This window comes from Pseudomonas sp. UBA6699, from assembly GCF_002454615.1.
GTDB classification, from domain to species: domain Bacteria; phylum Pseudomonadota; class Gammaproteobacteria; order Pseudomonadales; family Pseudomonadaceae; genus Aquipseudomonas; species Aquipseudomonas juntendi.
The window spans coordinates 1-23538 of the sequence record NZ_DKJF01000120.1; the positions used below are offsets into that span (position 1 = coordinate 1).

Here is a 23538-nt window from a genome sequence, read left to right on the forward strand (position 1 = left end):
CGAGCGCAGCTCGCGATGCGCCGCGCGGGCGGCGCTAGCTCAAACAGGCGCTGCATACGTTGAGGCAAACACCTGTCAGCCCTGATGCGATCACCGTGGGAGCTGGCTTGCCGGCGATAGGGCCGCAAAGCGGCCCCGGCAATCTCAGCGTGTACAGAACATCTTGGCGGCGGCGTTTTGTTTACACGGTATGCAGGTACCAGTTGTACTCGAGGTCGGAGATCGAGTGTTCGAACTCCTCCAGCTCGCTTTCCTTGCACGCGACGAAGATGTCGATGTACTTCGGATCGATGTACTTGTTCAGAATCTCGCTGTCGTCCAGCTCACGCAAGGCATCGCGCAGGTTGTTCGGCAAGCTCTGCTCAAGTTGCTCGTACGAGTTGCCTTCGATCGGCGCGCCTGGCTCGATCTGGTTGGTCAGGCCATGGTGCACGCCCGCCAGCACGGCAGCCATCATCAGGTACGGGTTGGCGTCGGCACCGGCTACGCGGTGCTCGATGCGCACAGCATCGGCCGAGCCGGTCGGTACGCGCAACGCCACGGTACGGTTGTCCAGGCCCCAGCTTGGCGCGTTCGGTACGTAGAACTGCGCACCGAAGCGGCGGTAGGAGTTGACGTTCGGGCAGAGGAACGCCATGGACGCTGGCAGGGTCTCGAGCACACCGCCGACAGCGTGACGTAGCGCGGCGTTCTGCTCGGGATCCTCGCTGGTGAAGATGTTGTTGCCATCTTTGTCCAGCACGGAAATGTGTACATGCAGGCCGTTGCCTGCCTGGCCCGGGTAGGGCTTGGCCATGAAGGTGGTGTCCATTTCATGGTCGTACGCAATGTTCTTGATCAAGCGCTTGAGCAGTACCGCGTAGTCGCAGGCCTTGAGCGGGTCTGGCACGTGGTGCAGGTTGACTTCGAACTGCGCCGGGGCGCTTTCCTTGACGATGGCGTCGGCCGGGATGCCTTGTTCCTTTGCGCCTTCGAGGATGTCCTGCAGGCAGTCGGCATATTCGTCGAGGTCGTCGATCAGGTACACCTGGGTCGACTGCGGGCGTTTGCCCGAGATTGGCGAGCGCGGTGGCTGTGGGCGGCCGTTCACGTTCTCCTGGTCGATCAGGTAGAACTCCAGCTCGAACGCGGCGCAGATGGTCAGGCCCATGTCGGTGAACTTGCTCACCACCTGGCGTAGCACTTCGCGCGGGTCGGCGAAGAACGGCTCGCCTTCCAGCTCGTGCATGGTCATCAGCAGCTGGGCAGTGGGGCGCTTTTGCCACGGTTCGTTACAGAGTGTGTCTGGGATCGGATAGCAGATGCGGTCGGCATCGCCGATATCCAGGCCCAGGCCAGTGCTTTCGACGGTGGAACCGTTGATGTCGAGGGCGAAGAGAGAGGCCGGCAAGTTGATGCCTTTCTCGTAAACCTTGTGGAGGCTGGTGCGCTCTATGCGCTTGCCGCGCACCACACCATTCATATCTGCAATCAGAAGGTCAACGTAGAGAACCTCAGGATGTTCCTTAAGGAACGCGTTCGCTTCGTTAAGCTGAACGGCACGCGGGGGTACCGACATGATGCAACACCTTTGTTGTTAAAAATATCAATCAAGGGGGGCTTGCAAGACCAGTCAACCGAAAAGCCATACTGATGTCAAGCCAACCCCATGATGCCCTGAAATGGCCCATCTACGGCAGATTTGCTGCAAATCGGGGCATGGCATTATCCGCTATTTCCCCGGTAAAGAGCTATCTCAAGCGTGCCGTGTTTTATTTTTTACGCGGGTGTTGTGTAAAAAAATGAACAAGGCTAAGCTCGGTCTCAACCCAGAACACAATAATACGAGGGTCACATGGTCCGCTTGCCGCGACCTGAAAGCACTGCGTGCGCAGTGCCATCGGGTACCTCCGCCGTTCATGCAAGCTGCGTCGCTGTTGCTGCCGCCCTGGCCGCAATAATTGACGTTTGGCGTTCCCGGACCTGCCCTCGCAGCGGCTTGCCGCCCTTCGTTTCATCTTCCTGCCTTTTGAACTCATTTCGGACACAGCTGATTTCAGTGTATCCACTGTGGCTCTGCGCGGGGGTTTTTGCTTTAGCAATCTTCTCCATCCAGAATCAAGTCGCGGACCACCTTACCTCCTGAGGTATTTATGAGTAACAACCTCGACCAGCTCACCGATTGGTTGAAAGAGCACAAGATCACCGAAGTCGAATGCATGATCAGTGACCTGACCGGCATCACGCGCGGCAAGATTTCGCCTACCAACAAATTCATTGCCGAAAAGGGCATGCGCCTGCCCGAGAGCGTGCTGCTGCAGACCGTGACCGGCGACTACGTCGACGACGACATCTATTACGAATTGCTCGACCCGGCCGACATCGACATGATCTGCCGCCCTGACGAAAACGCCGTGTTCCTCGTGCCGTGGGCCATCGAGCCCACCGCGCAGGTGATCCACGACACCTACGACAAGAAGGGCAACCCGGTCGAACTGTCGCCGCGCAACGTGCTGAAAAAAGTGCTCAAGCTCTACGCCGACAAAGGCTGGCAGCCGATCGTCGCGCCGGAAATGGAGTTTTACCTCACCAAGCGCAGTGAAGACCCGGACTTCCCGCTGCAGCCGCCGGTAGGCCGTTCCGGTCGCCCGGAAACCGGCCGACAGTCGTTCTCGATCGAAGCGGCGAACGAATTCGACCCGTTGTTCGAAGACGTGTACGACTGGTGCGAGCTGCAGCAACTGGACCTCGACACGCTGATCCACGAAGACGGCACGGCGCAGATGGAAATCAACTTCCGTCATGGCGACGCCCTGCACCTGGCTGACCAGATCCTGGTGTTCAAGCGCACCATGCGCGAAGCAGCGCTCAAGCACAACGTGGCGGCCACCTTCATGGCCAAGCCGATGACCGGCGAGCCGGGCAGTGCCATGCACCTGCACCAGAGCGTGGTCGACGTGGCCACGGGCAAGAACATCTTCAGCAATGCAGATGGCAGCATGAGCGAACTGTTCCTGCACCACATTGGCGGCTTGCAGAAGTTCATCCCCGAGGCGCTGCCGCTGTTCGCCCCCAACGTCAATTCCTTCCGCCGCTTCCTGCCCGACACATCGGCGCCGGTCAACGTGGAGTGGGGCGAAGAAAACCGCACCGTCGGTTTGCGTGTACCGGATGCCGGCCCGCAGAGCCGCCGGGTCGAGAACCGCCTGCCGGGCGCTGACGCCAACCCCTACCTGGCCATCGCCGCCAGCCTGCTGTGTGGCTACATCGGCATGGTCGAAGGTATCGAAGCCAGTGCGCCGGTGCAGGGCCGTGGTTACGAACGGCGCAACCTGCGCCTGCCGCTGACCATCGAAGATGCCCTGGAGCGCATGGAGAACAGCCGTGCGCTGGTGCAGTACCTGGGCAAGAAATTCATTACCGGCTATGTCGCCACCAAGCGCGCCGAGCACGAGAACTTCAAACGTGTAATCAGCTCCTGGGAGCGTGAGTTCCTGCTGTTTGCTGTCTGATCAACCCTGGCGCCGCAGGTGCGCGGCGGCCGAACTACGGAGAAGCCCATGAGCGTCAACAACCCGCAAACCCGTGAATGGCAAGCCCTGAGCGGGGAGCATCACCTGGCACCTTTCAGTGACTACAAGCAGCTGAAAGAGAAGGGGCCACGCATCATCACCAAGGCCCAGGGTGTGCATTTGTGGGACAGCGAGGGGCACAAGATTCTCGATGGCATGGCCGGCCTGTGGTGCGTGGCCGTTGGCTATGGCCGCGAAGAGCTGGTGCAGGCGGCAGAGAAGCAGATGCGTGAACTGCCGTACTACAACCTGTTCTTCCAGACCGCCCACCCGCCGGCGCTGGAGCTGGCCAAGGCGATCACCGAGGTGGCGCCGCAAGGCATGACCCATGTGTTCTTCACCGGCTCCGGCTCCGAAGGCAACGACACGGTGCTGCGTATGGTCCGCCATTACTGGGCGCTGCAGGGCAAGCCGCAGAAGCAGACCATCATCAGCCGCATCAACGGTTACCACGGTTCGACCGTCGCCGGCGCGAGCCTGGGTGGCATGAGCGGCATGCACGAGCAGGGTGGCCTGCCGATTCCGGGCATCGTGCACATCCCGCAGCCGTACTGGTTCGGCGAAGGCGGCGACATGACGGCGGACGAATTCGGGGTGTGGGCTGCCGAACAGCTGGAGCAGAAAATTCTGGAGGTCGGCGAGGACAACGTTGCTGCGTTCATCGCCGAGCCCATCCAGGGGGCCGGCGGCGTGATCATCCCGCCTGAGACCTACTGGCCGAAGGTGAAGGAGATTCTGGCCCGTTACGACATCCTGTTCGTCGCCGACGAAGTGATCTGCGGTTTTGGCCGGACCGGCGAGTGGTTCGGTTCCGACTACTACGGGCTGCAGCCCGACCTGATGACCATCGCCAAGGGCCTGACCTCCGGGTACATCCCCATGGGCGGGGTGATCGTGCGGGACACCGTGGCCAAGGTCATCAGCGAAGGGGGTGAGTTCAACCACGGTTTCACCTATTCGGGCCACCCGGTGGCCGCCGCCGTAGGCCTGGAAAACCTGCGCATCCTGCGCGACGAGCACATCGTCGAGAAGGCGCGCACGGAAGCGGCACCGTATTTGCAAAAGCGTTTGCGTGAGCTGCAGGACCACCCGCTGGTGGGCGAGGTACGCGGCCTGGGCCTGCTCGGCGCGATCGAGCTGGTCAAGGACAAGGCCACCCGCAGCCGTTACGAAGGCAAGGGTGTGGGCATGATCTGCCGCAACTTCTGTTTCGAAAACGGCCTGATCATGCGCGCTGTGGGTGACACCATGATCATCGCGCCGCCGCTGGTGATCAGCCATGCAGAGATTGATGAGCTGGTAGAAAAGGCGCGCAAATGCCTGGACCTGACACTCGAAGCGATTCGGTGAGCGTTTGCTAGGCTAGCGAAGTGACATTAAGTCGTTACCAGGCCCTGCTTTCCTTGATACAGGGCCCGGTAACTTGCCAGACTAGCGACTGTTTCAGTCGCCGCACGCTCTGCACCGTGGGTTCTGGCAGCTGAACGGAAGGCTAAACAAAAATTCTGGAGCATTACGCATGAAGAAAATGGGCAAGACGTTGCTGGCCGCCGCCCTGATGGGCGCCATGGCCTCCGCTGTTCAGGCTGAAGACAAGGTGTTGAACGTCTACAACTGGTCGGACTACATCGCTCCGGACACCATCGCCAAGTTCGAGAAACAGACAGGCATCAAGGTCAAGTACGACGTCTTCGACAGCAACGAAACCCTCGAGGCCAAGCTGCTGGCCGGCAAGTCGGGCTACGACATCGTGGTGCCGTCCAACAACTTCCTGGCCAAGCAGATCAAGGCTGGTGTGTACGAAGAGCTGGACCGCTCCAAGCTGCCGAACTGGAAAAACCTCGACCCCGACCTGCTCAAGGCCGTGGGCGATGCCAGTGACAAGGGCAACAAGCACGCCTTCCCGTACATGTGGGGCTCGATCGGCATCGGCTACAACCCGGAGAAGGTCAAGGCCGCGCTGGGTGTGGACAAAATCGACTCGTGGGACGTGGTGTTCAAGCCAGAGAACATCGCCAAGCTCAAAAGCTGCGGCGTAAGCTTCCTCGACGCGCCGACCGAAATGCTGCCGGCCGCGCTGCACTACCTGGGCCTGCCGACCGACAGCACCAAGAAAGATGACCTGAAGGCCGCTGAGGACCTGTTCCTCAAGATCCGCCCTTCGATCACCTACTTCCACTCGTCCAAGTACATTGGCGACATGGCCAACGGCAACATCTGCGTGGCCGTTGGCTACTCGGGTGACCTGGAGCAGTCCAAGGCCCGTGCCCATGAAGCCGGCGACAAGGTCAAAGTGGACTACGTGATTCCGAAAGAAGGCGCCGGTACTTTCTACGACATGGTCGCCATCCCCAAGGATGCCGAGCATAAGGACGCTGCCTACCAGTTCATGAACTTCCTGATGCAGCCGGAAATCATGGCTGAAATCACCAACGCCGTGCGCTTCCCGAACGGTAACCAGGCCGCGACCCCGTTGGTCGACAAAGACATCACCAGCGACCCGAGCATCTACCCGCCTGCCGACGTGAAGAAAAAGCTGTACGCGATCGCCGCGCCTGATGCTTCGGTACAGCGTGTGATCACCCGCAGCTGGACCAAGATCAAATCGGGCAAATAAGCCCGATGGCAGTACCTCCGGGCCGGTAAATGCCGGCCCAGAGGCTTTGAAAGGCAATTGTTCATTGCGGCATCGAAGCTGCGAAGGTAAGTTGCGCGCCGGTTTTGCGTGTGCGGCAGCATTGTCGCTACCCAGGCACTGATTGTGAGGACCACCCACTTGTCTATTTCTGTATTCCGCAAGGCCTTGCTGGCCGGCGCGGGCCTGACGCTGGCATGCAGCGTCCAAGCGGCGCCAACGGTGCACTTCTATAACTGGTCCGACTACATCGGCCCGACCACACTCGCGGACTTCGAGAAAGCCACGGGCATCAAGCCCGTGCAGGATGTATTCGACTCCAACGAAACCCTGGAAGGCAAGCTGCTGGCCGGTAATACCGGCTACGACGTGGTCGTGCCGTCCAACCATTTCCTCGGCAAGCAGATCAAGGCGGGCGCGTTCCAGAAGCTCGACAAGAGCCTGCTGCCCAACTATTCGAACCTCGACCCGGCGCTGATGAAGCGCCTGGAAAAGAACGACCCGGGCAACCAGTACGCGGTGCCCTACCTGTGGGGCACCAACGGCATCGGCTACAACGTCGACAAGGTGAAAGCCGCCCTGGGCGTGGACACCATCGACTCGTGGGCCGTGCTGTTCGAGCCCGAGAACATGAAGAAGCTGTCCAAGTGCGGGGTAGCCTTCCTCGACTCGGCGGACGAAATGCTCCCGGCGGTGCTCAACTACATGGGCCTGAACCCCAACAGTACCAACCCCAAGGATTACGCCAAGGCCGAACAGAAGCTGCTGGCCGTGCGCCCTTACGTGACCTACTTCCATTCGTCCAAGTACATCACCGACCTGGCCAATGGCGACATCTGCGTCGCGGCGGGCTTCTCGGGTGATGTGTTCCAGGCCAAGGCCCGCGCTGAAGAAGCGAAGAAGGGCGTGAACCTGGCTTACGCCATTCCCAAGGAAGGCGGCAACCTCTGGTTCGATGTACTGGCGATTCCCAAGGACGCCAAGAACGTCAAAGAGGCGCATGCCTTCATCAACTATTTGCTGAAACCTGAGGTTATCGCCCAGGTCAGTGATTACGTCGGTTACGCCAACCCGAACCCCAAGGCTGGCGACCTGATGGACCAGGCCGTGAGGACTGACGCCGCGGTTTACCCACCGCAGGAAGTGCTGGACAAGATGTTCGTCAATTCAGAGTTGCCACCCAAGGTGCAACGGCTGATGACCCGCAGCTGGACCAAGGTCAAGTCGGGCAAGTAACAATCCAGACCCGCGCCGGCGCCTGCCAGGCAGGCCGCGCGGGCACAAAAATCTTGTTGGGAGTTTCACTCATGGCAGTTGCCTCCGGTGCCTATAAAAAAGCCCTCGAGGGTGGCCAGCAACCCAAGCAGGTGCTGGTCAAGATCGACCGGGTCACGAAAAAATTCGACGAAACCGTAGCCGTGGACGATGTGTCCCTGGAAATCCGCAAGGGCGAGATCTTCGCCCTGCTCGGTGGCTCCGGTTCCGGCAAGTCCACCTTGCTGCGCATGCTGGCAGGCTTCGAACGCCCGACCGAAGGGCGGATCTACCTCGATGGCGTCGACATCACCGACATGCCGCCGTACGAGCGGCCGATCAACATGATGTTCCAGTCGTACGCCTTGTTCCCGCACATGAGCGTGGCGCAGAACATCGCTTTCGGCCTGCAGCAGGACAAAATGCCCAAGGCCGAGATCGACGCCCGCGTGGCCGAGATGCTGAAGCTGGTGCACATGACCCAGTACGCCAAGCGCAAGCCGCACCAGCTGTCTGGCGGCCAGCGCCAGCGCGTGGCCCTGGCCCGCTCGCTGGCCAAGCGCCCGAAGCTGCTGCTGCTTGACGAGCCAATGGGCGCGCTGGACAAGAAACTGCGCTCGCAGATGCAGCTGGAACTGGTCGAGATCATCGAGCGCGTGGGGGTGACCTGCGTGATGGTGACCCACGACCAGGAAGAGGCCATGACCATGGCCCAGCGCATCGCCATCATGCACCTGGGCTGGATTGCCCAGATCGGTTCGCCGGTCGATATCTACGAAACGCCCACCAGCCGCCTGGTGTGCGAGTTCATCGGCAACGTCAACCTGTTCGAAGGCGATGTGGTCGATGACGCCGAGGGCTACGCGATCATTGCCAGCCCGGAACTGGAGCGCAAGATCTACGTTGGCCACGGCATCACCACCTCGGTGGAAGACAAGCACATCACCTATGCCCTGCGCCCGGAGAAACTGCTGGTGACCACCAAGCAGCCGGAGTTCGAGCACAACTGGTCGCGTGGCAAGGTGCACGATATCGCCTACCTGGGTGGCCACTCGGTGTTCTACGTCGAGCTACCCAGCGGCAAGGTGGTCCAGTCGTTCGTCGCCAACGCCGAGCGCCAAGGCGCGCGGCCGACCTGGGGCGATGAAGTGTATGTGTGGTGGGAAGACGACAGCGGCGTGGTACTGCGGTCATGAAACTGCGCAAGCTCAAGCGAGCCTTCCAGCGCATAACCCCGGAGGGGCGGCACCTGGTGATCGGCGTGCCGTTCATCTGGCTGTTCCTGTTCTTCATGCTGCCGTTCTTCATCGTGCTGAAGATCAGCTTCGCCGAAGCCGACGTGGCGATCCCGCCGTACACCGAGATCTACACCTACGTCGAAGACAAGATCCAGCTGGTCCTGAACCTGGCCAACTACGGCTTGCTGACCGAGGATGAGCTGTATATTTCCGCCTACCTGGGTTCGCTGAAGATGGCGTTCTTCAGCACCCTGCTGTGCCTGCTGATCGGCTACCCGATGGCCTACGCCATTGCCAACGCCAAGAAGGAAACGCAGACGGTCCTGCTGTTGCTGATCATGATGCCGACCTGGACGGCGATCCTGATCCGCGTCTACGCCTGGATGGGCATTCTCAGCAACAACGGGCTGCTCAATGGCTTCCTGATGTGGACGGGGCTGATCGACCAGCCGTTGCAGATCCTCAACACCAACCTGGCGGTGTACATCGGCGTGGTCTATTCGTACCTGCCGTTCATGATCCTGCCGCTGTTCGCCAACCTGGTAAAGCACGACCCGTCGCTGCTGGAGGCCGCTTCGGACCTGGGTTCGAGTACCTTCAACAGCTTCTGGAAGATCACCGTGCCGCTGTCGAAGAACGGCATCATCGCTGGCTGCATGCTGGTGTTCATCCCGGTGGTGGGCGAGTTCGTCATCCCCGAGCTGCTCGGCGGCCCTGAAACCCTGATGATCGGCAAGGTGCTGTGGCAAGAGTTCTTCAACAACCGTGACTGGCCGGTGGCCTCTGCCCTGGCGGTAGTGATGCTGGCGATCCTGATCGTGCCCATCCTGCTGTTCAACCGTAGCCAGGCCAAAGAGATGGAGGGCCGCGCATGAAACGCTTCAGTTTCTCCAAGCTGATGCTGGTGCTGGGCTTGCTGTTCATCTACCTGCCGATGCTGATCCTGGTGATCTACTCGTTCAACGCCTCCAAGCTGGTGACGGTGTGGGGCGGCTGGTCGGTGAAGTGGTATGTCGGCCTGCTCGACAACACCCAACTGATGGGTTCGGTGATGCGCTCGCTGGAAATTGCCTGCTACACGGCGGTGGCAGCGGTGGCGCTGGGTACCCTGGCCGCGTTCGTGCTGACCCGCGTCACCCGCTTCAAGGGCCGCACGCTGTTCGGCGGCCTGGTCACCGCACCGTTGGTAATGCCCGAGGTGATCACCGGCCTGTCGCTGTTGCTGCTGTTCGTGGCCATGGCGCAAATGATCGGCTGGCCGCAGGAGCGCGGCATCGTCACCATCTGGATCGCCCATACCACGTTCTGCGCCGCGTATGTGGCGGTGGTGGTGTCGGCGCGCCTGCGTGAGCTGGACTTGTCGATCGAGGAAGCGGCGATGGACCTGGGTGCCAAGCCTTGGAAGGTGTTCTTCCTGATCACCATCCCGATGATCGCGCCATCGCTGGCGGCGGGGGGCATGATGTCGTTCGCGCTGTCGCTGGACGACCTGGTATTGGCCAGCTTCGTTTCCGGGCCTGGCTCGACCACCTTGCCGATGGAAGTGTTCTCGGCGGTGCGCCTGGGTGTGAAGCCCGAGATCAACGCCGTGGCCAGCCTGATTCTGCTGTCGGTGTCGCTGGTGACCTTCTTTGTCTGGTTCTTCAGCCGCCGTGCCGAAGAGAACCGCCGCCGGGCGATTCAGCAGGCGATCGAAGAGGGTGCAGCAGCGAACGCTTCACAGCCGCAGGTCAAGCGCCCGACGCAAGTGGCGGCTTCGGCCTGATCCGGCCTTTTCGCGGGCACGCCCGCTCCCACAGGTACAGCGCAGGCCTTGAGACTGCGCTGTACCTGTAGGAGCGGGCAAGCCCGCGAAGGCCCCAGCACCGATTCAAAGCCATACCGCATCCCAGTGTGGATAATCCCTGACACTCCGGACCAAGCCTGCCCTCAAGGGATTGGCAACGATGTACCGGGCCACATGCACCACATTCTCTTCCCGCCGCAGTGCATGGTCGTGGTACCCCGGTTGCCATATCGGCTTGTGCCTGACACCTGCCTTGCGCAAGGCAATGGCTGTGCGGGATTTGAACTTGCGCATCAGTGTCGCCAATGCCACTTCCTTCAGTTCGATCAACCAATGCAGATGGTCCGGCATCACTACCCAGGCCAATGACCGGCAGTCCTCGATGCCATCGGATACCCGCAGGTGTCTGACCACCAGGCGAGCGTGGACGAAGTCATTGAACAGTGGCCGCCGCAGGTGTGTTTTGGTGGTCAGCATGTAAAGCTGCCTGGCTCGGAAAAGCGCCCACGGCGCAGCAGATGGGATTCGGCTAACGGCATTGTGATCTTCCTTGAAGTTGAACCTCCCTTTGAAAGTAGTGGCTGAAGCGGGGTGGCCGGGTGGTTGGTGGTTTCCGGATATAACTGAAGCACGTGCTTGGCTGTGCCGGCCCTTTCGCGGGCTTGCCCGCTCCCACAGGAAAAGCGCAGGCCCTGAGACTTGCGCTTACCCGGTGGGAGCGGGCGTGCCCGCGAAGAGGCCGGCGCAAGCGCCGAAACTGCCGAACTGACCCCCGTCAGTGATGTTTATCGAACCCTGAACTACGCTGACAGTCGCATCCCACAAACCATTTGTGCGCAAGCAAGGAGCCTGCATGACGTTGATACGTCCGCTGTCGGTCGTTTGCCTGGGGCTGCTGTGCATGCTCGCCGGGTGTAGCAAGGAAGAGGTGCCTGAAACATTGCCGCGGGTGGGCGTGCAGCAGGTTCAACCCACCGATTTCGCCGCCAGGGTCACCCTGACCGGCGATGTACAGGCGCGGGTGCAGACGGACCTGTCGTTCCGTGTGGGGGGCAAGATCATTTCGCGCAGCGTCGATGTGGGTGACCACGTCAAGGCCAACCAGGTGCTCGCACGCCTGGACCCGAAAGACCTGCAGAACAACGTGAATTCGGCCAAGGCCGAGGTGTTTGCCGCGCAGGCGCGGGTCACCCAGACCCGCGCGGCCTTCGTGCGCCAGCAAAAACTGCTGCCCAAGGGCTACACCAGCAAAAGCGAATACGATGCCGCCGAAGCGGCGCTGCGCAGCAACCAGAGCGCGCTCAAGGCGGCCCAGGCGCAACTGGCCAGTGCCAATGAACAACTCGGCTACACCGCGCTGGTCTCCGACGCCGCCGGGGTGATCACCGCGCGGCAGGCCGAAGTAGGCCAGGTGGTGCAGGCGACCATGCCGATCTTCAGCCTGGCCGTCGATGGCGACCGCGATGCCGTGTTCAATGTGTACGAATCCTTGCTGGTGGCACCGCCCGGCAACGCCGAAATACTCGTCCGCCTGCTGGACGACCCCAAGGTCCAGGCGCGCGGCGTGATCCGCGAAATCACGCCCACCGTGTCGGCGCAAAGCGGCACGGTACAGGTCAAGGTGGCCCTGAAGGATGTACCCGCCGAAATGCAGCTGGGCGCGCCGGTGACGGCCAGCACCAGTACCGTGGGGCGGCCGAGCATCGAGCTGCCGTGGTCGGCCTTGACCAAGGCCCTGCACGCACCTGCCGTGTGGGTAGTGGGTGAGGGTGACAAGGTCGAACTGCGCAAGGTCGAAGTCGGCCGCTACCTGACTGGCAAGGTGGTCATCGCCAGCGGCTTGCAGGCGGGCGAAACCGTGGTGGTCAACGGCAGCCAGCTGTTGCACCCCGGCATGCAGGTGGAGAAGGTGGATGCCAAACGCCCAGGGGGTGAGCTATGACACGGCTGCTGCTGATACTGTCAGCCGGCATGCTGCTGGCTGCCTGCGAGGGTGACGAGCAAGCCCCAGAGCCGATCCGGCCGGTGCTGTCGGTGAAGGTCGAGCCGCAGGTGCAGACGCAACTGGGCCGCTTCGCTGGCAATATCGAGGCACGCTTCGAGAGCACCTTGGGCTTCCGCGTAGCCGGGCGCATTGCCCGGCGTTGGCTGGACGTGGGAGCCCAGGTCAAGCCGGGCGATACCTTGGCCACCCTCGACCCCACCGACCAGCAGAACCAACTGCGTGCCGCCGAAGGCGACCTGGCCAGGGTGCAGGCGCAATGGATCAATGCCCAGGCCGATGCCCGTCGCCAGCAACAGCTGTACGACCGTGGGGTGGGTGCCCAGGCGCAGCTGGATGTCGCCCAGACCAACCTGAAAACCACCAGCGCGACGCTGGAGCAGGCGCGCGCCTCTGTCAGCCAGGCCCGTGACCAGCTCGGCTACAGCACACTGCGTAGCGACCATGCAGCGGTCATCACGGCCTGGCAGGCCGAGGCCGGGCAGACGGTCACCGCCGGGCAGGCCGTGGTGACCCTGGCCCGGCCTGATGTGAAGGAGGCGGTGATCGACTTGCCGATCAGCCTGGCAGAGCAACTGGACAAAGGGCTGACCTTCACCGTCGCTTCGCAACTCGACCCGACCATCAACACCACCGCTACCCTGCGCGAGCTGGAGCCGCAGGCCGACCCCACGACCCGTACCCGCCGTGCGCGCCTGACCTTGGCAAACACCCCGGCAGCCTTCCACCTGGGCACCGCGGTCAGTGTGACGCTGACCTCGCAAGTGTCGCCGCGCAGCGAGCTGCCCTTGAGTGCCTTGCTCGAACGCGACGGCAAGACCCAGGTGTGGGTCATCGACACCCGGCAGAAAACGGTCGGCACCCGTGACGTGACCCTGATCGACCGTACTTCCGACAGCATCGTCGTGGCCTCTGGCGTGCAGCCTGGTGAACGTGTGGTGACTGCGGGCGTGAACAGCCTCAAGCCTGGCCAGAAGGTCGCTTTCGACGAGGATGCGCAATGAAAGGAAGCTTCAACCTGTCCGACTGGGCACTCAAGCATCAATCGTTCGTCTGGTACCTGATGTTCGTTGCCCTGTTGATGGGGATTTTTTCCTACTTCAACCTGGGCCGTGAAGAAGACCCGTCGTTCACCATCAAGACCATGGTCATCCAGACCCGATGGCCCGGTGCGACCCAGGACGAGACCCTGTACCAGGTCACCGACCGTATCGAGAAAAAGCTCGAAGAACTCGACTCGCTCGACTACACCAAGAGCTACACCCGGCCGGGCGAATCCACGGTCTACGTGTACCTGCGTGATACCACCAAGGCCGAGGATATCCCGCAAATCTGGTATCAGGTGCGCAAGAAGATCCAGGACATCCGTGGCCAGTTCCCTGCTGGCATCCAGGGGCCTGGGTTCAACGACGAGTTCGGCGATGTGTTCGGTTCGATCTATGCCTTCACCGCCGACGGCCTTACCCTGCGCCAGCTGCGTGACTATGTGGAGCAGGCCCGTGCAGAAGTGCGCGATGTACCCAATATCGGCAAGATCGAGTTCATCGGCACCCAGGATGAAGTGCTGTACCTGAACTTCTCCACCCGCAAGCTGGCCGCCCTGGGCATTGACCAGCGCCAGGTGATGCAGGCCCTGCAAGCGCAGAACGCGGTCACCCCGGCGGGGGTGATAGAGGCCGGACCAGAGCGCATCTCGGTGCGAACCTCCGGGCAGTTTGCCTCGGAAAAGGACCTGCAAACCGTCAACCTGAAGATCAATGACCGCTTCTTCCGCCTGGCCGATATCGCCGCTATCGAGCGCGGTTATGTCGACCCGCCTTCACCGATGTTCCGCTACAACGGCCAGACCGCCATTGGTCTGGCCATTGGCATGAAGGCCGGCGGCAACGTGCAGGCGTTCGGCGCCGCACTGAAAAAACGCATGGACCAGGTAACCCAGGACCTGCCGATAGGCGTTGGCGTGCATACCGTGTCGGACCAGGCCGTGGTCGTCAAGAAGGCGGTTGGCGGCTTCACCAGTGCGTTGTTCGAAGCGGTGGTGATCGTGCTGGCGGTAAGCTTTGTCAGCCTAGGCATGCGCGCGGGGCTGGTGGTGGCCTGCTCGATACCCTTGGTGCTGGCGATGGTGTTCGTGTTCATGGAATACAGCGGTATCACCATGCAGCGGATTTCGCTGGGCGCGCTGATCATTGCCCTGGGCTTGCTGGTGGACGATGCGATGATCACCGTGGAGGTCATGGTCACCCGGCTGGAAATGGGCGACAGCAAGGAGCAGGCGGCCACGTTCGCCTACACCTCCACGGCCTTCCCGATGCTTACCGGTACCCTGGTCACGGTGGCCGGCTTCGTGCCGATCGGCCTTAACGCCAGTTCTGCAGGCGAGTACACCTTCACCCTGTTCGCGGTAATCGCCGTGGCCTTGCTGGTGTCCTGGGTGGTGGCGGTGTTCTTCGCCCCGGTGCTGGGGGTGCACATCCTGAGCAGCAGCAAGGTCAAGGCTCACGAAGCCAAGCCTGGGCGCGTGGCCAGGGCGTTCGAGGGTGGGCTGCTGTGGTGCATGCGCCATCGCTGGCTGACCATCATCGGTACCATCCTGCTGTTTGCCCTGGCGCTGTTCAGCATGCGCTTCGTGCAGAACCAGTTCTTCCCCGCGTCGGACCGCCCGGAGATCCTGGTCGACCTGAACCTGCCGCAGAACGCTTCGATCGAGGAGACGCGCAAGGTGGTCGACCGCTTCGAAGCGCGCCTGAAGGACGACCCGGACCTGGTGCACTGGAGCACCTACATCGGCCAGGGCGCCGTGCGGTTCTACCTGCCGCTCGACCAGCAGTTGCAAAACCCGTATTACGCCCAGCTGGTGATTGTCAGCAAGGGCCTGGAAGAGCGCCAGGGCATGATCGAGCGTTTGCAGAAAATCCTGCGTGAAGAGTTCGTCGGCATCGGCACCAACGTGCAATCGCTGGAAATGGGCCCGCCGGTGGGGCGGCCGATCCAGTACCGGGTCAGCGGCACCAGTATCGACGAGGTGCGCAAGCACGCCATCGACCTGGCGACCTTGCTCAACCAGAACCGCAACATAGGCGAGATGATCTACGACTGGAACGAGCCTGGCAAAGTACTGCGCGTGGACATTGCCCAGGACAAGGCGCGCCAGCTGGGGCTGTCGTCGGAAGATGTGGCCAACGTGATGAACAGCATCGTCAGCGGTGTGCAGATCACCCAGGTCAACGACAGCATCTACCTGATCGACGTGGTCGCGCGTGCCGAGGACAGCGAGCGTGGTTCGCCCGATACCCTGCAGAACCTGCAGATCCTGACCTCCAACGGCACCTCGATTCCGCTGCTGTCGTTTGCCACCGTGCGCTACGAGCTGGAGCAGCCGCTGGTATGGCGGCGTGACCGCAAGCCAACCATCACCATCAAGGCCTCGGTCAACGGCGACATTCAACCCACCGACCTGGTGGCGCAACTGAAGCCGAAAATCGACGAGTTCGCCAGCAAACTGCCGGTAGGCTACGAAGTGGCCACGGGCGGTACCGTGGAGGAGAGTGGCAAGGCCCAAGGGCCGATCGCCAAGGTCATCCCGCTGATGCTGTTCCTCATGGCCACGTTCCTGATGATCCAGCTGCACAGCGTGCAGAAGCTGTTCCTGGTAATCAGCGTGGCGCCACTGGGGCTGATCGGCGTGGTGCTGGCGCTGGTGCCTACCGGTACGCCGATGGGCTTCGTGGCGATTCTCGGCATCCTGGCGCTGGTCGGTATCATCATCCGCAACTCGGTGATTCTGGTTACCCAGATCGATGAGTTCGAGGCGCAGGGCTATGCCCCTTGGGACGCGGTGGTGGAGGCCACCAACCACCGTCGCCGGCCGATCCTGCTGACGGCAGCCGCAGCGAGCCTGGGCATGATCCCGATTGCACGTGAAGTGTTCTGGGGGCCGATGGCCTACGCCATGATTGGCGGCATCATCAGTGCAACGCTGCTGACGCTGCTGTTCCTGCCGGCCTTGTACGTGGCCTGGTACAAAATCCGCGAGCCACAGAAGCAAAACTGAAGGCTCAAGGCTCTATCGCCGGCAAGCCAGCTCCCACAGGGGCCTCACAAAACTGAGAGGCAGTGACACGCCTGTGGGAGCCGGCTTGCCGGCGATAGGGCCCTCGAACCAGAAAAATAAAACGGTTATATAAAAATTCTTAAATAGTATTTTTAAGAATAAAAGCCCCTCGCTACTATTGCCCTCAAGCCAGGCAATACCCCTTCAAATCCCCGCCCGGCATCTCACGCCAAGGAGAACGAGCATGAGTGCACCGCTGCGTAATATCGATGGTCAGGACGAAGCCAGCCTTTTGCGGGAGATCCAGAACGCCCTGCGCGACCTGCGCTTTGGCGCGGTGGAGATCACGGTGCATAACGCCCAGGTCGTGCAGATCGAGCGCAAGGAGAAGTTCCGTCTGCAACAGCCGGGAAACAAGGCCGGCTGAGCCCACACCCTTTCAAAACTAGAACAAGTGCCATCGGGAGCTTCACCATGTCCATCCGCCGTTATGCGCTCGCCGCCCTGGCCAGTGCCGTTTTTGCCGGTTCCGCCATCGCCAAGGATTACGAACTGCTGAACGTGTCATACGACCCCACCCGTGAGCTGTACCAGCAATACAACGCCGAGTTCATCCAGCATTGGCAGCAGGCGCACCCGGGCGACACGGTGAAGATCCAGCAATCCCACGGTGGCTCGGGCAAGCAGGGCCGGGCGGTGATCGACGGCCTGCGCGCTGACGTGGTGACCCTGGCGCTGGCCGGTGATATCGACGAAATCGCCAAGCTGGGCAAGAGCTTGCCGGAGAACTGGCAAAGCCGCCTGCCGGACGCCAGCACCCCCTATACCTCGACCATCGTGTTCCTGGTGCGCAAGGGCAACCCGAAAGGCATCAAGGACTGGGGCGACCTGATCAAGAACGACGTGTCGGTGATTACCCCCAACCCGAAAACATCTGGCGGCGCACGCTGGAACTTCCTTGCCGCCTGGGCTTACGGCCTGAAGGCCGGCGGCAGTGAAGACAAGGCCAAGGCCTACGTGCAGGAACTGTTCAAGCACGTACCGGTGCTGGATACCGGCGCGCGCGGCTCTACCATCACCTTCGTCAACAATGGCCAGGGCGATGTGTTGTTGGCCTGGGAAAACGAAGCGTTCCTGGCACTGAAGGAAGACGGCGGTGCCGACAAGTTCGAGATCGTCGTGCCGTCGCTGTCGATTCTTGCCGAGCCGCCGGTGGCGGTGGTGGACAAGAACGCCGAGAAGAAAGGCAATACCGAGATTGCCACCGAATACCTCAAACACCTGTACAGCCCAGCCGGGCAAAAAATTGCCGCCGAGAACTTCTACCGCCCGCGTGATGAAAAGGTCGCGGCCGAGTTTGGCAAGCAGTTCCCGAAACTGGACCTGGTGACCATCGACAAGGACTTTGGTGGCTGGAAGACTGCACAACCGAAATTCTTCAATGATGGCGGTGTGTTCGACCAGATCTATCAGGCACAGTAACGGCGACGCGGTCTCTGTGGGAGCGGGCGTGCCCGCGAAGAATCCAGCGCGGTGGCCGGCACCGGCTACGCCGGTGTTCGCGGGCATGCCCGCTCCCACAAGGACCTCGCTTCAAAAGCCTGTACCGGCCCCGGATCGATACTGGGCCGAGTGCATTCAACCAGGGATATTTATGTCACGCCGCATTTCCCCCGTCATACCCGGCTTCGGGCTGACGCTGGGCTACACCTTGGTGTACCTCAGCCTGATCGTGCTGATACCGCTGGCGGCCATGTTCATCCATGCCTCGCAGCTGACCTTCGAGCAGTTCTGGAACATCATCAGTGCGCCGCGGGTAATCGCCGCGCTCAAACTGAGTTTCGGCACTGCCCTGTTCGCGGCCATCATCAATGGTGTGATTGGCACCCTGCTGGCCTGGGTGCTGGTGCGCTACACCTTCCCGGGGCGTAAGGTCATCGATGCGATGATCGACCTGCCGTTCGCCCTGCCCACGGCCGTTGCCGGTATTGCCCTGACCGCGCTTTACGCCCCCCAGGGCTGGGTCGGTCAGTTCGCCACCGACCTGGGCTTCAAGATCGCCTACACCCCACTGGGCATCACCCTGGCGCTGACGTTCGTCACCCTGCCGTTCGTGGTCCGCACCGTGCAGCCGGTTCTGGCCGACATCCCGCGTGAAGTGGAAGAGGCTGCGGCCTGCCTGGGTGCCAAGCCGCTGCAGGTGTTCCGCCACATCCTGGCGCCGGCCCTGCTGCCCGCCTGGCTGACCGGCTTTGCCCTGGCCTTCGCCCGTGGCGTGGGCGAGTACGGTTCGGTGATTTTCATTGCTGGCAACATGCCAATGAAGACCGAGATCCTGCCGCTGCTGATCATGGTCAAGCTCGACCAGTACGACTACACCGGGGCCACCGCCATTGGCGTGCTGATGCTGGTGGTTTCCTTCATCCTGCTGCTGCTGATCAACCTGCTGCAGCGCCGTATCGAAACCCCTTGAAGGAGGCCGGCATGTCCAGTTCATCCCTGAGTGCAAGCGCGGCCGCCAACGCCGCCCGCCGTGGCAGCGCCACTTCGCGGCGTATCCTGATCGGCCTTGGTTGGCTGGTGTTCGTGCTGTTTTTGCTGCTGCCCCTGGTCATTGTGGTATCGCAGGCGCTGAAGAACGGTTTTGGCACCTTCTTCGAGGCGATCCTCGAACCCGACGCCTTGTCGGCGCTGAAACTGACCCTGCTCGCCGTGGCCATCTCGGTGCCGCTGAACCTGGTGTTCGGGGTAAGCGCCGCCTGGTGCGTGAGCAAGTACACCTTCCGCGGCAAGAGCATCCTGGTCACCCTGATCGACTTGCCGTTCTCGGTGTCGCCGGTGATCGCCGGCCTGGTCTACGTGCTGATGTTCGGCGCGCAGGGCCTGTTCGGGCCGTGGCTGCAAGACCACGATATCCAGATCGTCTTCGCCCTGCCGGGCATCGTCCTGGCGACCATTTTCGTCACCGTACCGTTCGTGGCCCGTGAGCTGATCCCGCTGATGCAGGAGCAGGGCACGCAAGAGGAGGAGGCCGCGCGGCTGCTCGGCGCCAACGGCTGGCAGATGTTCTGGCACGTGACCCTGCCGAACATCAAGTGGGGGCTGATCTACGGCGTGGTGCTGTGTACTGCGCGGGCCATGGGCGAGTTTGGCGCGGTGTCGGTGGTGTCCGGCCACATTCGTGGCGTGACCAACACCCTGCCGCTGCACGTGGAAATTCTCTACAACGAGTACAACCACGTCGCAGCCTTCAGCGTGGCCAGCCTGTTGCTGATCCTGGCGCTCTTCATCCTGCTGCTCAAGCAGTGGAGCGAGAACCGTATTAACCGCCTGCGCCACGGCGCCGCGGAGGAATGACTCATGTCGATCGAAGTTCGTAACGTCAGCAAGCGCTTCAACAGCTTCCAGGCCCTGGACAACATCACCCTGGACATCAACAGCGGCGAGCTGGTGGCCTTGCTCGGCCCGTCCGGCTGCGGCAAGACCACCCTGCTGCGCATCATCGCCGGCCTGGAAACCCCGGACCAGGGCAACATCGTGTTCCATGGCGAGGACGTGTCGGGCCGCGACGTGCGCGACCGCAACGTGGGGTTCGTGTTCCAGCACTATGCACTGTTCCGCCACATGAGCGTGTTCGACAACGTGGCGTTCGGCCTGCGCATGAAGCCCAAAGGCGAGCGCCCCAGCGAAAGCAGGATCGCCGAGAAAGTGCATGAGCTGCTGAACATGGTGCAACTGGACTGGTTGTCCGACCGCTACCCTGAGCAGTTGTCGGGTGGCCAGCGCCAGCGCATCGCCCTGGCCCGGGCATTGGCGGTGGAGCCCAAGGTGCTGCTGCTGGATGAGCCGTTCGGTGCGCTGGATGCCAAGGTGCGCAAAGAGCTGCGCCGCTGGCTGGCGCGGCTGCACGAGGACATCAACCTGACCTCGGTATTCGTCACCCACGACCAGGAAGAAGCCATGGAGGTGGCAGACCGCATCGTGGTGATGAACAAAGGCGTGATCGAGCAGATCGGTTCGCCGGGCGAGGTGTATGAGCAACCGGCCAACGATTTCGTCTACCACTTCCTCGGTGACTCCAACCGCCTGGCGTTGAGCGAAGGGCACCATGTGCTGTTCCGGCCGCACGAGGTGTCTTTGTCGCGCCATGAAACCGAAGGCCACCATGCGGCCGAAGTGCGCGACATTCGGCCGTTGGGCGCGACTACCCGGGTGACCCTGAAGGTGGAAGGGCAGAGCGAGTTGATCGAAGCCGAAGTGGTCAAGGACCACGATAGCCTGACCGGCCTGGCGCGTGGGGAGACGCTGTTCTTCCGGCCGAAGGTTTGGGAGAAGGTGGCGGATATCTGAGTCGCGGTGGCTGATGCAAAGCCCGGGGTTGGTCCCGGGCTTTTTTGTACCTGTGAGATTGCCGCGGCTGCTTTGCAGCCCACCGCAACGCAACGCCAATACTGGTATTTTGGTTATTAATAAATAGCTTCTTATTCCTTTACGAATATAACCCCGTCTTTATACTGGCCTCCAAGCACGCAAACTTACTGGAGGCGTCCCATGCGCAATGAGTCGATTCGATACCTGATTGTGCCGGGCTGGCAAGGATCGCCAGACAACCACTGGCAAAGCCACTGGCAGCGCACCCTGCCCAACAGCGCGCGGGTCGAGCAGCATGACTGGTTGACCCCGCAACGCCAGGACTGGGTGCAGGCGCTGGAACAGGCGATTGCCGCCGAGCCCTCGCCAGTCATCCTGATCGCCCATAGCCTAGGCTGCATCACCGTCGCCCATTGGGCCGCGCAGGCCAGCCCGGCGTTGCTGCGGCGGGTGAGGGGGGCGTTGCTGGTGGCGCCTGCGGACGTCGAGCGGCCCGCCTGTGCGTCGGCCCTGCGCAACTTTGCGCCGATTCCGCTCGGGGTGTTGCCATTTCCCAGCCAGGTTGTCAGCTCGGACAACGACCCTGCCGTGAGCGTGCCGCGGGCGTTATACCTGGCCCAGGCCTGGGGTGCCGAAGCGGGGTTGCTGAGCAACGCCGGGCACATCAACGTCAAGTCCGGGCATGAGCGCTGGGAACAAGGCTTCGCCTACTTGTATCGCTTGCAAAGCCGGGTCGAGCAGCGCGCACTGCGCCGCGCCTGATTGGCCCCTGTACGCCCGGCCACCTCAGGCCTGGGGCGGGAGTTTCTTCATGACTTTTCAAAACCCGTTTGGCCAGCCGCTGCTGACCTTTCCTGAACTGGACAAAAGCCCCTTGAGCATCCGTGCCAAGGCATTGGTGTTCATCGACCCACGCTCGCAGCGGCTGCGCGATGAGCTTGAGCTCCTGGCGCCGCAACCCTTGCCGGTGCTGATCCGTGGCGAGACCGGTACCGGCAAGGAGCTGCTGGCGCGGCAAATCCACCGTACCAGCGACCGTAGCGGGCTGTTCGTGTCGGTCAACTGCGCGGCCATCAGCCCGACCTATGCCGACGCCGAGTTGTTCGGCTATAGCGCTGGCAGCCATGGCGGTACGGCCAGCAGCCGCGCCGGCTGGTTTGGCTCGGCCAACGGCGGCACGCTTTACCTGGACGAAATCGCCGACTTGCCGCTGGCCATCCAGGGCAAGCTGCTGGCAGCGCTGGAGAACCGTGAGGTGATGCGTGTTGGGGCGCAACAGCCACAGCCGGTGGATGTACGGCTGGTAGCCGCCAGCAGTATCGACTTGGCTCGGGTGGTGCGTGCCGGTCGCTTCCACGAGCGGCTCTACCACTACCTGCATGAAGGCGCGCTGGAGCTGCCGCCCTTGCGCGAGCGGCCAGGCGATATCCTGCCGTTGGCCGAGTATTTCGTGGGTATCTACAGTGCCCGGCTGCAGCGCCCGGTGCCCCTGGTGAGCGAGGCCGCGCAGCAGGTGCTGGAAGCCCACCCGTGGCCGGGCAATACCCGCGAGCTGGAGAATGTCATTCACTTTGCCCTGCTGGTAAATGATAGCGACGAGCTGTTGCCCCATGACCTCGACCTGCCAAGACCCCTGGCTAGCCATGGCTCATAAGCAAAACCCGTAGTGACTGTATTTTTTGGAATAACTAGCGAAATAAAAGATATTGTTACGGAATAAAAATTCTAGGTATTGTCCGCTTCACGCCCACTGGTGAAGCGGTTGGGCAGCCGATTCGCCATCGCCGATGGCCCAGATTCAGAATAAGGACCACCATGAAGAAGACCCTGCTGACCACCGCCCTGGCCGCCGCCCTCGCGTTTTCCGGCCTGGCCGCCGCTGCCGAGAAACTGGTGGTTGCCGCTACCCCGGTACCGCACGCCGAAATCCTCGAGCTGATCAAGCCTACCCTGGCCAAAGAAGGGGTGGACTTGCAGATCAAGGTCTTCACCGACTACGTGCAGCCGAACGTGCAGGTGGACCAGAAGCGCCTGGACGCCAACTACTTCCAGACGCTGCCTTACCTGAAGAGCTTCAACGAAGGCAAGGGCACCCACCTGGTAACCGTGGTGGGCGTGCACGTCGAGCCGTTCGGTGGCTATTCGAAGAAGGTCAAGAGCCTGAGCGAGCTGAAAGAGGGCGCCACCGTTGCCATTCCGAACGAAGGGAGCAACAGCGGGCGTGCTCTGATCCTGCTGCAGAAGGCCGGCCTGATCACCCTGAAGGACCCGAAGAACGCCCTGGCCACCCCCAAGGACATTGCCGAGAACCCGAAGAACCTGAAGTTCCGCGAGCTTGAGTCGGCCATGCTGCCACGCGTGCTGGACCAGGTGGACCTGGACATGATCAACACCAACTACGCCCTCGAAGCCGGCTTGAACCCGGCCAAGGATGCGCTGGTGATCGAAGGTGCCGACTCGCCGTACGTGAACTTCCTGGTCGCGCGCCCGGACAACAAGGACAGTGATGCCATGCAGAAACTGGCCAAGGCCCTGACCAGCCCGCAAGTGAAGGAATTCATCGCCAAGAAGTACCAGGGCGCCGTACTGCCGGCGTTCTGATCCGCCAGCAGTCAACGAAAAAACGCCGACCCCCATGTGTCGGCGT

At 61.8% G+C, this 23538-nt stretch carries 19 protein-coding genes and 1 pseudogene; 18 read left to right on the forward strand and 2 right to left on the reverse strand.

The annotated features are described in order from the left end of the window. Nucleotides 1-181 precede the first annotated feature (181 nt). The gene (locus B3361_RS22040; RefSeq protein ID WP_009681720.1) at nucleotides 182-1558 is read right to left on the reverse strand and encodes a glutamine synthetase family protein; all 1377 of its coding nucleotides are present in this window, start codon (nucleotides 1556-1558) and stop codon (nucleotides 182-184) included. Between the two features lie 574 nt (nucleotides 1559-2132). On the opposite strand from B3361_RS22040, the gene B3361_RS22045 reads away from it, so the two are divergent. The 7 genes from B3361_RS22045 to B3361_RS22075 all read left to right on the forward strand — a co-directional run bounded on the left by B3361_RS22045 (nucleotide 2133) and on the right by B3361_RS22075 (nucleotide 10443). Continuing rightward, nucleotides 2133-3491 (forward strand): glutamine synthetase family protein, encoded by a 1359-nt coding sequence (locus B3361_RS22045; protein WP_009681719.1) that lies wholly within the window; start codon nucleotides 2133-2135, stop codon nucleotides 3489-3491. Nucleotides 3492-3539: 48 nt separating this feature from the next. Then, entirely contained in the window at nucleotides 3540-4901 is a 1362-nt protein-coding gene (locus B3361_RS22050; protein ID WP_054905163.1) for an aspartate aminotransferase family protein, read from the forward strand. A 169-nt stretch (nucleotides 4902-5070) separates the two neighbouring features. Next, on the forward strand, nucleotides 5071-6168 hold the full coding sequence (locus tag B3361_RS22055; protein WP_009681717.1) for a polyamine ABC transporter substrate-binding protein: 1098 nt from the start codon (nucleotides 5071-5073) through the stop codon (nucleotides 6166-6168). Between the two features lie 159 nt (nucleotides 6169-6327). Further along, entirely contained in the window at nucleotides 6328-7422 is a 1095-nt protein-coding gene (locus B3361_RS22060) for a polyamine ABC transporter substrate-binding protein (RefSeq protein ID WP_009681716.1), read from the forward strand. A 71-nt stretch (nucleotides 7423-7493) separates the two neighbouring features. Continuing rightward, nucleotides 7494-8636, forward strand: a complete 1143-nt coding sequence (potA, locus tag B3361_RS22065; RefSeq protein WP_009681715.1) for a polyamine ABC transporter ATP-binding protein — start codon at nucleotides 7494-7496, stop codon at nucleotides 8634-8636. Then, complete coding sequence (locus B3361_RS22070) at nucleotides 8633-9553, forward strand: ABC transporter permease subunit (protein ID WP_009681714.1); 921 nt, start codon at nucleotides 8633-8635, stop codon at nucleotides 9551-9553. The genes potA and B3361_RS22070 overlap by 4 nt, the downstream gene beginning before the upstream one ends. Then, entirely contained in the window at nucleotides 9550-10443 is an 894-nt protein-coding gene (locus B3361_RS22075; RefSeq protein ID WP_054905162.1) for an ABC transporter permease subunit, read from the forward strand. The genes B3361_RS22070 and B3361_RS22075 overlap by 4 nt, the downstream gene beginning before the upstream one ends. Nucleotides 10444-10548: 105 nt before the next feature. Here B3361_RS22075 and B3361_RS22080 read toward each other — a convergent pair. Beyond that, nucleotides 10549-11003 (reverse strand): annotated as a pseudogene (locus B3361_RS22080) (REP-associated tyrosine transposase). A gap of 314 nt (nucleotides 11004-11317) precedes the next feature. Here B3361_RS22080 and B3361_RS22085 point away from each other — a divergent pair. The 11 genes from B3361_RS22085 to B3361_RS22135 all read left to right on the forward strand — a co-directional run bounded on the left by B3361_RS22085 (nucleotide 11318) and on the right by B3361_RS22135 (nucleotide 23492). Continuing rightward, a complete protein-coding gene (locus B3361_RS22085) occupies nucleotides 11318-12406 on the forward strand; it encodes an efflux RND transporter periplasmic adaptor subunit (protein WP_054905161.1) in 1089 nt (362 codons plus the stop codon). Further along, nucleotides 12403-13470: an efflux RND transporter periplasmic adaptor subunit gene (locus B3361_RS22090; protein WP_054905160.1), complete on the forward strand. Its 1068-nt coding sequence runs from the start codon at nucleotides 12403-12405 to the stop codon at nucleotides 13468-13470. The genes B3361_RS22085 and B3361_RS22090 overlap by 4 nt, the downstream gene beginning before the upstream one ends. After that, a complete protein-coding gene (locus B3361_RS22095) occupies nucleotides 13467-16520 on the forward strand; it encodes an efflux RND transporter permease subunit (protein WP_054905159.1) in 3054 nt (1017 codons plus the stop codon). Before B3361_RS22090 ends, B3361_RS22095 begins: the two co-directional genes overlap by 4 nt. Nucleotides 16521-16764: 244 nt before the next feature. Continuing rightward, nucleotides 16765-16947, forward strand: coding sequence for a sulfur starvation response protein OscA (gene oscA / locus B3361_RS22100; RefSeq protein WP_009683706.1), 183 nt, complete (start codon nucleotides 16765-16767; stop codon nucleotides 16945-16947). Nucleotides 16948-16994: 47 nt separating this feature from the next. Next, entirely contained in the window at nucleotides 16995-18002 is a 1008-nt protein-coding gene (locus B3361_RS22105) for a sulfate ABC transporter substrate-binding protein (protein ID WP_054905158.1), read from the forward strand. 172 nt (nucleotides 18003-18174) lie between these two features. Next, a complete protein-coding gene (gene cysT / locus B3361_RS22110; protein ID WP_009683704.1) occupies nucleotides 18175-18993 on the forward strand; it encodes a sulfate ABC transporter permease subunit CysT in 819 nt (272 codons plus the stop codon). Nucleotides 18994-19004: 11 nt separating this feature from the next. After that, on the forward strand, nucleotides 19005-19877 hold the full coding sequence (gene cysW / locus B3361_RS22115; protein WP_009683703.1) for a sulfate ABC transporter permease subunit CysW: 873 nt from the start codon (nucleotides 19005-19007) through the stop codon (nucleotides 19875-19877). A gap of 3 nt (nucleotides 19878-19880) precedes the next feature. Then, complete coding sequence (locus tag B3361_RS22120; RefSeq protein ID WP_054905157.1) at nucleotides 19881-20870, forward strand: sulfate/molybdate ABC transporter ATP-binding protein; 990 nt, start codon at nucleotides 19881-19883, stop codon at nucleotides 20868-20870. Between the two features lie 201 nt (nucleotides 20871-21071). Continuing rightward, on the forward strand, nucleotides 21072-21653 hold the full coding sequence (locus tag B3361_RS22125) for an alpha/beta hydrolase (RefSeq protein WP_054905156.1): 582 nt from the start codon (nucleotides 21072-21074) through the stop codon (nucleotides 21651-21653). Nucleotides 21654-21702: 49 nt separating this feature from the next. Next, the gene (locus B3361_RS22130; RefSeq protein ID WP_054881744.1) at nucleotides 21703-22545 is read left to right on the forward strand and encodes a sigma 54-interacting transcriptional regulator; all 843 of its coding nucleotides are present in this window, start codon (nucleotides 21703-21705) and stop codon (nucleotides 22543-22545) included. Nucleotides 22546-22706: 161 nt separating this feature from the next. Further along, nucleotides 22707-23492, forward strand: a complete 786-nt coding sequence (locus B3361_RS22135) for a MetQ/NlpA family ABC transporter substrate-binding protein (protein ID WP_054905155.1) — start codon at nucleotides 22707-22709, stop codon at nucleotides 23490-23492. The last annotated feature ends 46 nt before the right edge of the window (nucleotides 23493-23538 follow it).

What these genes read in the sequence shown, in the direction of transcription:
- B3361_RS22085 (WP_054905161.1), top strand. Translation starts at nt 11,318, where the DNA reads ATGACGTTGATACGTCCGCTGTCGGTCGTTTGCCTGGGGCTGCTGTGC.
- B3361_RS22105 (WP_054905158.1), top strand. Translation starts at nt 16,995, where the DNA reads ATGTCCATCCGCCGTTATGCGCTCGCCGCCCTGGCCAGTGCCGTTTTT.
- B3361_RS22055 (WP_009681717.1), top strand. Translation starts at nt 5,071, where the DNA reads ATGAAGAAAATGGGCAAGACGTTGCTGGCCGCCGCCCTGATGGGCGCC.
- potA (WP_009681715.1), top strand. Translation starts at nt 7,494, where the DNA reads ATGGCAGTTGCCTCCGGTGCCTATAAAAAAGCCCTCGAGGGTGGCCAG.
- cysW (WP_009683703.1), top strand. Translation starts at nt 19,005, where the DNA reads ATGTCCAGTTCATCCCTGAGTGCAAGCGCGGCCGCCAACGCCGCCCGC.
- B3361_RS22135 (WP_054905155.1), top strand. Translation starts at nt 22,707, where the DNA reads ATGAAGAAGACCCTGCTGACCACCGCCCTGGCCGCCGCCCTCGCGTTT.
- B3361_RS22090 (WP_054905160.1), top strand. Translation starts at nt 12,403, where the DNA reads ATGACACGGCTGCTGCTGATACTGTCAGCCGGCATGCTGCTGGCTGCC.
- B3361_RS22050 (WP_054905163.1), top strand. Translation starts at nt 3,540, where the DNA reads ATGAGCGTCAACAACCCGCAAACCCGTGAATGGCAAGCCCTGAGCGGG.
- B3361_RS22075 (WP_054905162.1), top strand. Translation starts at nt 9,550, where the DNA reads ATGAAACGCTTCAGTTTCTCCAAGCTGATGCTGGTGCTGGGCTTGCTG.
- cysT (WP_009683704.1), top strand. Translation starts at nt 18,175, where the DNA reads ATGTCACGCCGCATTTCCCCCGTCATACCCGGCTTCGGGCTGACGCTG.
- B3361_RS22040 (WP_009681720.1), bottom strand. Translation starts at nt 1,558, where the DNA reads ATGTCGGTACCCCCGCGTGCCGTTCAGCTTAACGAAGCGAACGCGTTC.
- B3361_RS22125 (WP_054905156.1), top strand. Translation starts at nt 21,072, where the DNA reads ATGCGCAATGAGTCGATTCGATACCTGATTGTGCCGGGCTGGCAAGGA.
- B3361_RS22120 (WP_054905157.1), top strand. Translation starts at nt 19,881, where the DNA reads ATGTCGATCGAAGTTCGTAACGTCAGCAAGCGCTTCAACAGCTTCCAG.
- B3361_RS22095 (WP_054905159.1), top strand. Translation starts at nt 13,467, where the DNA reads ATGAAAGGAAGCTTCAACCTGTCCGACTGGGCACTCAAGCATCAATCG.
- B3361_RS22130 (WP_054881744.1), top strand. Translation starts at nt 21,703, where the DNA reads ATGACTTTTCAAAACCCGTTTGGCCAGCCGCTGCTGACCTTTCCTGAA.
- B3361_RS22070 (WP_009681714.1), top strand. Translation starts at nt 8,633, where the DNA reads ATGAAACTGCGCAAGCTCAAGCGAGCCTTCCAGCGCATAACCCCGGAG.
- oscA (WP_009683706.1), top strand. Translation starts at nt 16,765, where the DNA reads ATGAGTGCACCGCTGCGTAATATCGATGGTCAGGACGAAGCCAGCCTT.
- B3361_RS22045 (WP_009681719.1), top strand. Translation starts at nt 2,133, where the DNA reads ATGAGTAACAACCTCGACCAGCTCACCGATTGGTTGAAAGAGCACAAG.